13 protein-coding genes are annotated in these 12006 nt (G+C 43.3%); 7 read left to right on the top strand and 6 right to left on the bottom strand.

Going from position 1 to position 12006, the window contains the following annotated elements; all coding sequences use genetic code 11:
• Positions 1–65 precede the first annotated feature (65 nt).
• Positions 66–1391, bottom strand: a complete 1326-nt coding sequence (locus tag VGB26_08425) for a hypothetical protein (protein HEX9757811.1) — start codon at positions 1389–1391, stop codon at positions 66–68.
• A gap of 444 nt (positions 1392–1835) precedes the next feature.
• Here VGB26_08425 and rlmN point away from each other — a divergent pair, with 444 nt between their 5' ends.
• From rlmN to VGB26_08395, 6 genes are all read left to right on the top strand, one after another.
• On the top strand, positions 1836–2906 hold the full coding sequence (gene rlmN, locus VGB26_08420; GenBank protein HEX9757810.1) for a 23S rRNA (adenine(2503)-C(2))-methyltransferase RlmN: 1071 nt from the start codon (positions 1836–1838) through the stop codon (positions 2904–2906).
• A gap of 148 nt (positions 2907–3054) precedes the next feature.
• Positions 3055–4395 (top strand): pitrilysin family protein, encoded by a 1341-nt coding sequence (locus tag VGB26_08415; GenBank protein HEX9757809.1) that lies wholly within the window; start codon positions 3055–3057, stop codon positions 4393–4395.
• A gap of 25 nt (positions 4396–4420) precedes the next feature.
• Complete coding sequence (locus VGB26_08410) at positions 4421–5788, top strand: pitrilysin family protein (GenBank protein ID HEX9757808.1); 1368 nt, start codon at positions 4421–4423, stop codon at positions 5786–5788.
• Between the two features lie 24 nt (positions 5789–5812).
• Positions 5813–6619, top strand: a complete 807-nt coding sequence (gene larE, locus VGB26_08405; protein HEX9757807.1) for an ATP-dependent sacrificial sulfur transferase LarE — start codon at positions 5813–5815, stop codon at positions 6617–6619.
• Positions 6603–7238: a hypothetical protein gene (locus VGB26_08400; protein ID HEX9757806.1), complete on the top strand. Its 636-nt coding sequence runs from the start codon at positions 6603–6605 to the stop codon at positions 7236–7238. Before larE ends, VGB26_08400 begins: the two co-directional genes overlap by 17 nt.
• A 319-nt stretch (positions 7239–7557) precedes the next feature.
• Positions 7558–7953: a TraR/DksA C4-type zinc finger protein gene (locus VGB26_08395; protein HEX9757805.1), complete on the top strand. Its 396-nt coding sequence runs from the start codon at positions 7558–7560 to the stop codon at positions 7951–7953.
• A 57-nt stretch (positions 7954–8010) separates the two neighbouring features.
• On the opposite strand, the gene atpF is transcribed toward VGB26_08395, so the two are convergent.
• The 5 genes from atpF to VGB26_08370 form a co-directional block, all read right to left on the bottom strand.
• Positions 8011–8526 carry a F0F1 ATP synthase subunit B gene (atpF, locus tag VGB26_08390; protein HEX9757804.1) on the bottom strand — a complete coding sequence of 172 codons (516 nt, stop codon included), beginning with the start codon at positions 8524–8526 and terminating at the stop codon, positions 8011–8013.
• A gap of 43 nt (positions 8527–8569) precedes the next feature.
• On the bottom strand, positions 8570–8797 hold the full coding sequence (gene atpE / locus VGB26_08385; protein HEX9757803.1) for an ATP synthase F0 subunit C: 228 nt from the start codon (positions 8795–8797) through the stop codon (positions 8570–8572).
• Positions 8798–8913: 116 nt separating this feature from the next.
• Positions 8914–9645: a F0F1 ATP synthase subunit A gene (locus VGB26_08380; protein ID HEX9757802.1), complete on the bottom strand. Its 732-nt coding sequence runs from the start codon at positions 9643–9645 to the stop codon at positions 8914–8916.
• Positions 9645–9863, bottom strand: coding sequence for an AtpZ/AtpI family protein (locus VGB26_08375; GenBank protein ID HEX9757801.1), 219 nt, complete (start codon positions 9861–9863; stop codon positions 9645–9647). Before VGB26_08375 ends, VGB26_08380 begins: the two co-directional genes overlap by 1 nt.
• Before the next feature lie 114 nt (positions 9864–9977).
• The gene (locus VGB26_08370; protein HEX9757800.1) at positions 9978–11150 is read right to left on the bottom strand and encodes a class I SAM-dependent rRNA methyltransferase; all 1173 of its coding nucleotides are present in this window, start codon (positions 11148–11150) and stop codon (positions 9978–9980) included.
• A 344-nt stretch (positions 11151–11494) separates the two neighbouring features.
• Here VGB26_08370 and VGB26_08365 point away from each other — a divergent pair, with 344 nt between their 5' ends.
• Entirely contained in the window at positions 11495–11992 is a 498-nt protein-coding gene (locus VGB26_08365; protein ID HEX9757799.1) for a urate hydroxylase PuuD, read from the top strand.
• The last annotated feature ends 14 nt before the right edge of the window (positions 11993–12006 follow it).

Raw genomic sequence — 12006 nt, 5'->3', positions numbered from 1 at the left:
CCAATGGCGAAATAATGGGAGAGCAAAAAAACGTTTATGAGGGTTTTTCAAAGCTTTAAACTAATTTAAGGAACCGTAGTCGTTGTGGTGGTGGTTGTTGAGGTGGTCGTGGTCGTGGTGGTCGTTGTCGTGGTGGTCGTGGTGGTCGTGGTGGGGGAGGTTGTGGTTGTGGTCGTTGTCGTGGTTGTAGTAGTGGTAGTGGTCGTCGTGGTGGTCGAGGTCGTTGATGTGGTGGAAGTAGTCGTGGTCGTCGTGGTGGTCGTTGTTGTGGTGGATGTAGTCGTGGTAGTGGTCGTTGTTGTGGTGGTGGTCGTAGGGCCTGTATTACCCGGGTCTAAAGATCCAGGATTATTCGTCCCTAATACCGCAGCCCATTTCACCTCATCTGAAGCCGTATTAATTTTGCCATCCCCATTCCCATCGATCTGAACACGAAATGTTGTGGGGGACACAAAAACTAATTTTGCAAGCGTTCCCCCACTCCCCTCTAAATTCAGGACCCCTGATAAAGGATGATCATCTCCCTCATTTATACGTATAACCGTTTCGGTTCTCAAAATGACATACCCTACAACGGGTTGATAAAATTTTCCCGAAATACTCACCTCTTCAAATTTTAACCCCTCTGAATCTTCTTTTTTAGAAATGGAGACCCTATAGTCTTCCAACCAATAGACTGTTTCAAACCTCTCACCGGTTTTCTGATCCGTCCCTCTGATGGAAAGAAATATATTCATCTTCAGGATACGGGAATCCGCATTAAACGTGTTTTCTATTAAACCGGCTGCGGCCCTTGAGGTGTTCTCCGTTTCTCGGGACAAAAATCCAAAGGAAATATTTAAATTTTCTAGATTTCCCGTTGTTAAATCCCCTTCTCCATTAAAATCCACCGTCCCAGAAAAAGTAACTCCATCTTCACAGAAATTTTTATAATCCACAGACCCATTAATCACCCCTGTTTCGTCATCTATGTTTTGAGTGGTAAGGAACTCTCCTCCACAATTGCCCATCCCGGAATCGGATGAAGTTATAACCTTCTGGGGCTTGGTTCCATCAATTTTAAAGAAAGATTGATTCCCTGGGGGAATAATCTCCCCAAAATCTTTAAAGTTTGAGGGGGTTCGGGTTTGAATCAGATCATTATTGCCCCCTCCACTTACTGGAACGAAAGAAAGGACGTTAAATGAAGTACCCACTCTTCCTTCGATATAGGCCAAGACGGAAAAGGGAATGGCATTTTCCAAAGTTATACGGGCTTGTGTTTCGCTCCCAGTGTATTCAATTACTTTACCCCCTCCTCCATCCCCTCCCCCGCTTCCACATGCTGAAAGGAGGGAAACCATCAGGAAGGAACTGATAAAGAGGGATAAATTTTTTACGGTCCAAACCATAAATTTGTTATTTCTTAAAAGGTGAATCAGAAAAGTGGGGTGGTACAAACCAAAAGGAGTTTTTTGTTTTAGGGAGGTTAATCTCCTTCTCAATCTCATAGTATCCAATGGGCCAAGCGGATTTATCCATTCAGAAAAGAACCTTGGGAGAAATGCGATGCAAATCTACCCCTTTCTAAATATAAACAAATAAAAACCAAAATTCCACAAAGGAAAAAAATAAATGGCCTATGGGTAAAAAACCCATGAAATTTGTGAATACTTACAGAGAACCAATTTTTGCCAAAAAAACACAACCAAATGAATTCATGAGAGTTTATTCCAAAACCACACCAAAAACATAAAAGGGTTTTAAGCTTTCACCACTAAATGGGTTTTTAGCTCACCTATCTTCACCCTTTTTATTTCTTGTTTTGAAACAAAAACTTTAGTATGATTTTCCCCATGGGAGCAATTTGTATTACTAATGATTTCAAAGAGATGAGTCTTGCCTCTGCCCAAAAATGGGTTCAGGAACAGGGCTGGCCCCGCTACCGGGCCGAGCAGATATTCGAGTGGATTTATAGAAAAGGCGCCAAAACCTTTTCGGACATGACTAACCTTTCCAAACAAGATCGGGAACACCTTGAGGTCCAATGTGAAATAAGCAGGTTAAAAATTATCAAACACCAAATTTCTCAGGATGGAACCGAAAAATTTCTATTTATCCTCAAAGATAAAAATCAAATCGAAAGCGTTTTAATTCCAGATGAGGACCGACTAACCCTTTGCATCTCAAGCCAGGCGGGGTGTGGCTTGGATTGCCAATTTTGTTTCACTGCGGTAGGGGGCCTTAAGCGAAACCTTAAACCACATGAAATTGTCGATCAGGTTTTGATTGTTAAACAACAACTTTCCGAAAATCGAACGTTGACCAATATTGTTCTGATGGGGATGGGGGAACCCTTGGCTAATTTGGACAACACCTTAGAAGCCATTCAACGAATAACGGACCCCAAGGGTCTCGCGATTTCCCCAAGAAGAATCACTATTTCTACCGTCGGTTTGGTTCCTCAAATTCAAGACCTGGGAAAAAGGGCACCTCAGATCAATCTGGCGGTATCATTAAATGCAACCACCAACGAGCAAAGAAACAGACTGGTTCCCATTAATCAGAGTTACCCTCTGGAAAAACTGCTCCAGGCTTGCAAAGAATTTCCCCTTTCTCCCCGCCGAAGAATATTTTTCGAATATGTTCTATTAAATGGGGTAAATGATTCATTGGAAGATGCCAAACGGCTCGTTCAATTGGTCCGAGGCATCCGTTGCAAAATCAACCTTATTCCCTTTAATGAGTATCCCGGTTCTTTCTTTTCCCGCCCGGCCCAGGAACAGGTCATAAAATTCCAAAACATTTTATTATCCGCAAACCTGACCGCCTTCATTCGAAAAACCAAAGGCCAGGATATTTTGGCGGCATGTGGCCAGCTGGTGGGAAAATCCTCTGACCTCCCTGAACCGATTCCATTGGTTTAATAATTTTATCTCAACCCCGTTATTTTTTGTTTTTCCATCGAGGGAAAACCCTATTGAAAAAAAACGGAGTTCGAATTTTTCATTTTCAATGTTGGGTTTTCTTGACATCAATTTTAGAGTTCTGTTAAGTTAACTGGGATCTCTTCTAATGACAAAACGTCCAATGAAAAACTTTTCAAAATGGCTCATATTACCCGCCCTTTTAATCCTTCTGACCCAAAATACCGCCTTTTCAAACAAAATTTTCACCACCACACTTTCCAACGGGTTAAAGGTGATTTTGCTTGAACAAAATAAAGCCCCCGTTGTCACTTTTCAAATTTGGTATCGTGTGGGGTCCCGAAATGAGGTAACGGGAAAAACCGGGCTTTCCCATCTGACCGAACATTTGATGTTTAAGGGAACTCACAAATACGGAAAGGGGGAATTTTCAAATATTGTGGCAAAAAATGGGGGAACGGAAAACGCTTTCACCTCAAATAATTACACCGCTTACTTCGAAAATCTTTCCAGCGACCGGTTCGAGCTATCCCTGGAACTTGAATCGGATCGAATGGTCAATCTTTTATTGGATCCAAAGGAATTCAATTTGGAGCGTGATGTGGTAAAGGAGGAAAGGCGCCTTCGGGTAGAGGACAACCCCACCAATTTTCTCATTGAGAACCTTTACGCCACGGCTTTTTTGGTTCACCCTTATCATTCCCCGGTCATTGGTTGGATGAGCGATCTTGAGGCCTTAAAACATGAGGATGTGGTCCAACACTACAAACGGTATTATACCCCTCAAAATGCCATTATTGTCATGGTAGGGGATTTCAAATCTCAGGAGGTATTACCCAAAATAAAAGAATATTTTGAAAAAATTCCCCGCAAACCGGATCCTCCAGAGATCCACCTTCCGGAGCCCGAACAGCTTGGAGAGCGGAGAATCACCATTCACAAAGAGGCTCAACTCCCTTTTGTCATTGCCGGGTATCGGGTTTCAAATTTCCAAAATCCTTCCGATTCGTTCGCGCTTTCCATTTTGGCCAATATTTTGACTTCAGGAAAAAGTTCCCGGCTTTACAAAAAGTTGGTTTATGAAAAAGAACTGGCCTTGGACATTGGGGGGGATTATACCGATTTAACCACCGATCCTGAACTGTTCTACCTGTATGGGGTTCTTCACCCTGACACAAAACCAGAAACATTTGAAGCCTCCCTTTATGGGGAATTGGACCGAATCAAAAGAGAGGGGGTCAGTCCTTACGAGGTAGAAAAAGCCAAAAATCAGTTTGAGGCAGCTTTTATTATGGCCCGGGACTCCAACTTTTTCCAGGCCATGCAACTTGGAAAGGTAGAGGCCATCGGTGCCGGAATCCCTTTCTATGAAAGCTATGTGGAGCAAATTCGAAAAGTAAAAAAAGAAGAAATCCAACGGGTTGCGAAAAACTATCTGACCCAAAAAACCCGGACGGTTGGAACCCTAATTCCTGAAAAGCAAAATTAATTAAAGAACGGTTCATGAAAATAAAATGAAATTAAGGGAAACCTCGCGACACCCAATTCAAATCATTCTCATTTTCCAACTCCTTTTATTCTTTGCAATCCCCTCTCAGGCAACGGAAATTATCCCAAAACGGATTCTTTTGCCCAATGGCATGGTCCTTTTACTTGTGGAATCCCATTCCATTCCCATTGTAACCGCCCAGATGACGATTAAGGCGGGATCCCGGTTTGATTCCCCGGACAAGGCGGGACTTGCTCATTTAACAGCTTCATTGTTGCAAAGCGGAACCCAAACCCGTCAGGCCACAGAAATTTCTGATGCCATTGATTTTATCGGAGGAAAACTAACCGTGGAGGCCCACTCCGATTCCTCTTCTGCATTTTTAAAGGTATTGAGAAAGGATGTTGAAACCGGGTTTGATATCCTCTCCGATATCATCCGGAATCCTGCTTTTTCACAAAAAGAATTGGACCGAAAGAAAAGGGAGGTTTTAGGAGAAATCCTTGGGGAAAAAGAAAACCCGGGTTTAGTTGCCCGGAAGGCCTTCAATGAAATTATTTTTTCAAACCATCCCTTTCAATACCCGGTCATAGGTCTTGAAAAAACCCTTTCCAGGATCAAACGAAAAGATGTCATTCAGTTTCATCAATCTTACTACCGGCCAAATAATTCAATGATTGCAATCGTAGGAGACCTAACCGAATCAGAGGCCAGGGGTTTGGTTCGAAAATATTTCGAGAATTGGGAAAAAGGGCCGATAAAACCCCCGGCAATTTTACCCCCTACTCCCTTACACGAAAAAAAGATGCGGATCATTGATCAAGCCGTTACCCAATCCAATATTGTTCTGGGCCATTTAGGGGTTCCAAAAAACCACCCCGACTATCATGCCCTTTTGGTGATGAACTATATCCTGGGTGGGGGAGGTTTTTCCTCAAGGCTGATGACGGAGGTTCGGGACAATCAAGGACTTGCTTACCATATTTCAAGCCGGTTTCAATCTTATTTGGATGTGGGGACGTTCTTAGTGGTCCTTCAAACTAAAAATAGTTCTGCCAATCAAGCCATCCAACAGGTTTTGAGCGAAATCCAGAGAATCCAGACCGAACCGGTTACGGATCGCGAGCTCAAGGAAAGTCGGGCCTTTTTAATGGGTAGTTTCCCCCTTCGCCTGGATACCAGCTCCAAACTTTCAAATTTTTTAACCTCTATAGAATTATACGGACTTGGGTTGGACTATCTGGATCGTTTTCCTAAGATCATTGCATCCATTTCAAAAGAAGATGTTCTTCAAGTGGCTCAAAAATACCTCCAGGCTGACCGATACCTTTTGGTTGCAGTTGCCAATAAAGCCGAAGCGTCAATTCTTTCCCCTGGATTAGGAAAAAACTGAACCTGTGAGTAAGGTTTAAAATATATGAGTTTAAACAAAGATTATTCTAACCTTCAAAAAATCATCGCTGAAATGGGTTCCGTTCTGGTGGCCTATTCTGGTGGAATAGATAGCACCCTGGTTTTAAAGGTTGCTCACGATACCATCGGCCCCAAAGCAGGGGGTGCAACTGCCATCTCCCCTTCCTTGGCCAGGTCTGAATTTGAAGGCGCGGTCAGCATTGCAAAATCCATTGGGGCGACTCATTTTTGGGTCAAAAGCAAACAGCTTCAAAACCCTTCCTATACCCAAAATGACAAAACTCGGTGCTATCATTGCAAACACGACCTTTATGAAAACCTTAGCCTATTTGCAAAAAGAAACGGTTTTTCCCACATTGTAAACGGGACCCATTTAGACGACCTGGGGGACTTCCGCCCCGGGCTCCGGGCAGCAAAGGAATTGGAAATACGATCGCCCTTATTGGAGGCTCAACTCAACAAGGCCCAGGTTAGGGATTTAAGCCAGTGGCTATCTCTTCCTAACTGGAACAAACCGGCTGATGCCTGTCTGGCTTCCCGAATTCCTTATGGTGTGACGGTGACCCAGGGACGCTTAAACCAAATTGAAAAAGCCGAAGATATCATACGGGGGGAAGGGTTTAAGGAATTTCGTGTCCGGTACCACGGAGATATGGTTAGAATAGAAGTCAGTGAGGGTGAAATGCCCCGTTGGGAAAACCCTCTTCTCCGCCTTCAAATTGTCCATGGGTTAAAAAAACTGGGCTTTACCTATATCACTTTGGATTTGGAAGGTTATCGAAAAGGAAGCTTGAATGAGGGGAAAAATTAAAACCCTCATTTTTTTTATTCATCTGACTCCCTTCCTATTTTTTTTCCCGCTTTCTCTCAGCCAAACCCAAGACCCAATCGCCACAGTGATGAATTTTAAAATAACCACCTACCTATCAAACGGCGGCAAAAACGAGAGCCAAGCCAAAATCACAAGGGTAAACAAATCCGTCCGTTTTGAACCTCTTCCCCAGGGAGAGGAATTTCATATTTTTGATTATGATAAACTAATTTCCTACAGGGTCTTCCCAAAAGACCAAATTTACTTTTCTACTAGGATGGACCAAAAAGAATTTTCACGGGCCTACCAGCAGGGAATCCTACCACCTGAAAATTCTTCTCCTCTTCAGGTTCAAAAAATAAAAATAAAGGAAACCTCCCTCAACGGTCACTCTGCAACCCTATATCTCATTGGGAAAAAAGAGGGAACGGAAAGTTCTGCCCTCCACTATTCCTTTGTATGGGAAGCCCCTGGGTTGGGAGGGCTTCCGGTTCGGATCGCAGATACTCAAAGAGATGGGACCACAACCATTATTGATTTTATCAATATTCGGGAAGAAGAAATTAAACTTTCCTTCCTTAAGCCCCCAAAAGACTACCTTCATTTAAACCCTTTCTGATATTCCTGTCTGACTCTAAGGGTTTATTGGAACCAGGGAACATAAAAATGGAACCATTTTTCTCTTAAAATGGAAGGGGGAAACATCCCACCCCCCCAAAAGGGTTTAGTACCAATTAAAGACAATACCTTAGAAAACCAAAACCCAAAAAACCAAATAATTCATAAAAAACAAAGCAATTTTCTCTTTTTTCCCCCCATAATTTAACACGCCGAAAAACGCCCTTACGTTGAGGTATAAGAATTGCAGATTTCCCTATCTTCAAGAAAACCCTAAAAATGATCACGGTTTAACCTCTTGCTAAAATTGGAGGCTTCACATGGGGAAAAAACTAAAGGCGAACGAATCTCAAACTGAAATTCAAAAACTCCTGGAAAAACAGCGAGAAGCATTTTTTTCAGAAGTGAAGGAACGCATTGGAGAAAAGGGAAATTCCGACCAAAACCTCCTGAAAAAACTCAACGATCACGAGAAAAGTTACTTTTTAAAAATGGAAACCGCATTCAAGCGTTTGCAAGAGGGAAAAATCAACATCTGTGAGTCCTGCCAGGGAGAAATCGAATTTCGCAGATTGAAGTTACGGCCCATCAGTACCCTCTGTATAAAGTGTCAAACCCAGAAAGAGGAAAACGAAAAGAATTTTTCACCGCTTGATGAACTCAATGGCGAGGGGTTTTTGTCTGGTTCATTTTTAGGAAGGGGGTGCCGCTCGTAACAGGATAGGTGTAGAAGAAAATACTGGAATCTTTTTTCCCGAAAAACCTTTTTGAGATTAACCCTCACCCTTTGGATAACGTTCTGCCAATTCTTCAAGGGCTTGATCAACCAATCGTCCATGATCTGCCTCGGTCAGGCTGCGTTGCAAAACCCTTTCAGCCGCCAAAAGAATGAGCTGTGCGGTCTCTTCCCGAATTTGCCGACTGGCTTCTAATTTCTCACGATCAATCTCTCGTCGTGCTTCAGCAATCATTCGATCCGTTTCCTGGCGAACACGCCGTTCGTTTTCCTCGGAAATCCGCTGGCTTTCCTTTCGACCGGCCTCCAAAATCGCTTCGGCTTCCTGGTGAGCCTCCCTAAGCTGGCCTTGGTATTGGCCCAGTTGGTTTTGGGCTTCTTTTCGAAGCCTCTCCGCTTCTTCTAAACTCTCCCGAATGGTTCGTTCCCGGAGTTCCAAGGTTTGGACAATGGTGGGTAACCCGTACTTATACAACAGGATTAATAAAATCCCAAAGGACACCAGAGACCAAAAAATCAACGGGGAAAGAAAATGGGTATCAAATTGTGGCATGGTTCAACCTCGAAAAAAGTGGATTAGCGGTTCTGAAAAATTCTTAAGCTTTCCCGAAAATAATAAAAGCAACGACCAGACCGTAAAGGGCAATCGCTTCCACCAAAGCAAAACCGATCCACATATATTTCCCGGTTTTGGCTTCCGCTTCAGGCTGACGTGCAACGGCCTCGATCATCTTTCCAAAAATATATCCGATGCCAATTCCCGCCCCTCCAAACCCGGCGGCTGCCAAACCCATCCCCAAAAGCGCTGCGGCTGATGCTTCCATAATTTAAAACCTCCTCTGGCTTTAATCAGGTTAAAATGCAATGTTGCATGTGCCGCATGGAAATCCCCATGCGAATCACTTGAATAAAACTCCTCATTCCCAATAGTTATTGTCAATTAATGTAACTTGATGGCATCACCAATATACACACAGGCCAAAACAGAAAAAATATAGGCTTGAATAAAAGCAATAAACAATTCCAAAATATAAACTAAAACGCTAAACGTAAAAGGAAGCCAACCTAAATAGAAATTCAAAACAACCGTCAATCCAAACAAAACCGCCAGAACTGTATGCCCCGCAGTCATATTGGCAAAAAGTCTCAATGCAAGGGTAACCGGTCTTGCCAATTGACTAATGACTTCAATAGGGATCATTAGGGGTAGGAGCCAAAGCGGCGTTCCGGATGGAACCAGAATTTTTAAAAACCCTAAACCGTGTATTGAAAACCCTACCACGAGGCTGATCAAATAGACCACAAAAGCAAAGGCCCCTGTCACGATCACCTGGCTGGTCACGGTATAGGACCCTGGAATTAACCCCAGGAGGTTACAAAACAATATGAAAAAGAAAAGGGACGCAATAAAGGGAAGATATTTTTTTCCTTCCTCCCCCATATACTCGCTGGTAATGCCTCGGAGAAAATCCACTGAAATTTCTGCAATACTTTGAATTTTACTGGGAACCAACGCTTTTTTCGCCCCGGCTATTCGGAAAAACAAGAAAATGAGCCCAATGGCCAGCCACATCATAATGACGGCTTTGTTGATAGAAATATCCAATCCAAATAAGGAGAGAGAAATGAAGTTATGAAGTTCAAAATGATGAAGGGGGTTTTCCAATTCCATTATTTTGTTTGATCCCGGTTGACAAAACGATAAACACTTAGCATGCCGGCTACGCCTCCCAACAACAAACCGGCCACCATGATCCAGGGGGACGTATTTAAAAAACGGTCCAAAAAGTAACCTAACCCCCCTCCCACAGCCGTAGACGCCACCAATTCCGCGCCAATTCGGCTGGCAAAACTCAAGCCCTTTCTGAATTCATCCTGCTCGGATTTCATTGCCCCCGCCGTTTGCTTTTCCTCAGATTATCAGGGACATGATAAAAGATTTAATGTACGGAATAGGAAAGCTCCAAGTCAAGGAAAATTTTGAATTTTTGTTTATTCTTGAAATTAATCGACCTGGAAAACCATGCATTTGAGATAGGTGGTTTCTTTAGCTGCAGGCAATGAGGGATGATCCCGGGATTGTCCCCTCGTTTCTAATAGTCTAAGATTTTTTTTTGCCTGGTTAGCCGCTTTTTGTATGGTTTCTTGAAATAAGTCCAAACTCACATGGTGGGAACAGGAAGAGGTGATTAAAAACCCCCCGGATTTTAAGCGGGCCATGGCGTTTCGATTCAATTCCCGATATCCTTTCAATCCTTCCATGATTTTATTTTTCCGTTTGACAAAAGCGGGGGGATCCAAAATGATGCAGTCAAAATGAGACACTTGGTTTTTCTTTTCCTTTAAAAAATCAAAAACGTCAGCCCGAATAAATCGGCACTGCGACTCTAAATTGTTTATTGAAGCATTTCTCAAGGCGGATTGAATGGCCACCTCCGATCCGTCCACTCCGATGACCGATAAGGCACCATAACGGGCAGCCCAGAGCGCCCACCCTCCTCCATAGCAAAATCCATCCAAAACAGATGCCCCTGAAACCAGACCTTTTAAAACCCGGTAATTCTCAAATTGGTCTAGAAAGAGCCCTGTTTTCTGGCCCTCCAGAAGATCCGTTTCAAAGGTCATCCCATTGCGTATAACCCGAATAGGACCGTCAACCTTCCCAAAAACAATTTTTTTCTCCAGGGGAAGCCCTTCCAATTCACGAATGGGGGAATCATTTCTTAAAACGATCCCCTGGGGATCAAAGATCTCTTCTAATATTTGGAGAATGACCTGGGAGAGATTTTCCATTCCCGCGGTTAAATTTTGCATCACCAGAAACTTTCCATACCGATCGACGATTAAACCGGGCAAACCATCGGCTTCACTGAAGATAAGCCTGTAACAATTTTCACTTGGAAATAATTTGCTTCGAAGGTGGGCCGCTTGATGAATCCTTTGGCGAAAAAATTTATCGTCCATCGACTCTTTTGAACGGGTCAGAAGGCGGACCGCAATCAAAGAACGGGGGTTAAAGTACCCTTGCCCGATAAAACATCCGTCAAAACGGCAAATTTCAACAAATGAACCTGGAGGAATTCCTTTGGGAAATTGATCAATTTCATTGCTAAAAACCCAAGGATGCCCCATCAAAATCCGATGCTCTTCCTTCCGCTTTAATCGAAGTGTTTCCATGCTGTAATACCATATAGAAAATTAGAGGTGAGCGCAATCAATCTCTGTGTCTTCTCTCACCAAAGCTCAACTATTTTGTTGACATAGAGCAAAAAGCCGTGTAATCTATGCCCCCTCCATCTAACATATATAATTCCCTTAGAAAAATTTATTGTTGGAATTGCATGAGGAAAGCAAATCAATCCAGGAGGAATAAATATGAATCCCCTTGATTCCGTAAGTGGAACCATCATATCAGGTTTTGTATTAACGCTCATTTTATTTTTTGTGGTTAAAGTGCTCGCCTAAGAAACGCAAAAAGCCTTTCATCAGGTGAGACTAATTTTAACGTTTGGAGGTTACCAATGAATGCAGCCGCACTGGATCTTTTTTTTCGATGGGGGCATTTTCTTTCAGGAATCACTTGGATTGGAATTCTCTACTATTTTAATTTTATTCAAGTCCCTTTTCTAAAGGCGGTTAGTGCCGATGGAAAGGCTGAGGCGTTCAAACATTTGGTCCCCCGGGCTCTTTTATGGTTTCGTTGGTCGGCGTTAGCCACCTGGTTATTTGGTGTATTCCTCCTTGGTTCCCAGGGACGTCTCGGCTCCGCTTTTCTCCTCCAAGGTGAGGATGCGGTGATCGGGATGGGTGCCTGGTTGGGAACCATCATGTTTGTTAATGTCTGGGCCATCATCTGGAGGAACCAAAAAAAGGTTCTGGGAATGGTGCCCGCCACCCCTGAAGAAAAGGCAAAGGCAGGTCGCGTGGCCCTTTTGGCCTCCAGGACAAACACAATGCTCTCTATTCCAATGCTCTTTTTTATGGCCGCCTCCGGACATGCTCCAGCCGGCCTATTTTAGGCTAGGTAATTTTG

The sequence above is a fragment of the Nitrospiria bacterium genome (assembly GCA_036397255.1).
Classification (GTDB): Bacteria; Nitrospirota; Nitrospiria; order DASWJH01; family DASWJH01; genus DASWJH01.
The sequence above is the reverse complement of the archived record's forward strand: the minus strand, read 5'-3'. Positions and strand labels throughout refer to the sequence as shown.

Coding starts and splice junctions, on each gene's coding strand:
- VGB26_08425 (HEX9757811.1), bottom strand. CDS start 1,391: ATGGTTTGGACCGTAAAAAATTTATCCCTCTTTATCAGTTCCTTCCTG.
- rlmN (HEX9757810.1), top strand. CDS start 1,836: ATGGGAGCAATTTGTATTACTAATGATTTCAAAGAGATGAGTCTTGCC.
- VGB26_08415 (HEX9757809.1), top strand. CDS start 3,055: ATGACAAAACGTCCAATGAAAAACTTTTCAAAATGGCTCATATTACCC.
- VGB26_08410 (HEX9757808.1), top strand. CDS start 4,421: ATGAAATTAAGGGAAACCTCGCGACACCCAATTCAAATCATTCTCATT.
- larE (HEX9757807.1), top strand. CDS start 5,813: ATGAGTTTAAACAAAGATTATTCTAACCTTCAAAAAATCATCGCTGAA.
- VGB26_08400 (HEX9757806.1), top strand. CDS start 6,603: ATGAGGGGAAAAATTAAAACCCTCATTTTTTTTATTCATCTGACTCCC.
- VGB26_08395 (HEX9757805.1), top strand. CDS start 7,558: ATGGGGAAAAAACTAAAGGCGAACGAATCTCAAACTGAAATTCAAAAA.
- atpF (HEX9757804.1), bottom strand. CDS start 8,526: ATGCCACAATTTGATACCCATTTTCTTTCCCCGTTGATTTTTTGGTCT.
- atpE (HEX9757803.1), bottom strand. CDS start 8,797: ATGGAAGCATCAGCCGCAGCGCTTTTGGGGATGGGTTTGGCAGCCGCC.
- VGB26_08380 (HEX9757802.1), bottom strand. CDS start 9,645: ATGGAATTGGAAAACCCCCTTCATCATTTTGAACTTCATAACTTCATT.
- VGB26_08375 (HEX9757801.1), bottom strand. CDS start 9,863: ATGAAATCCGAGCAGGATGAATTCAGAAAGGGCTTGAGTTTTGCCAGC.
- VGB26_08370 (HEX9757800.1), bottom strand. CDS start 11,150: ATGGAAACACTTCGATTAAAGCGGAAGGAAGAGCATCGGATTTTGATG.
- VGB26_08365 (HEX9757799.1), top strand. CDS start 11,495: ATGAATGCAGCCGCACTGGATCTTTTTTTTCGATGGGGGCATTTTCTT.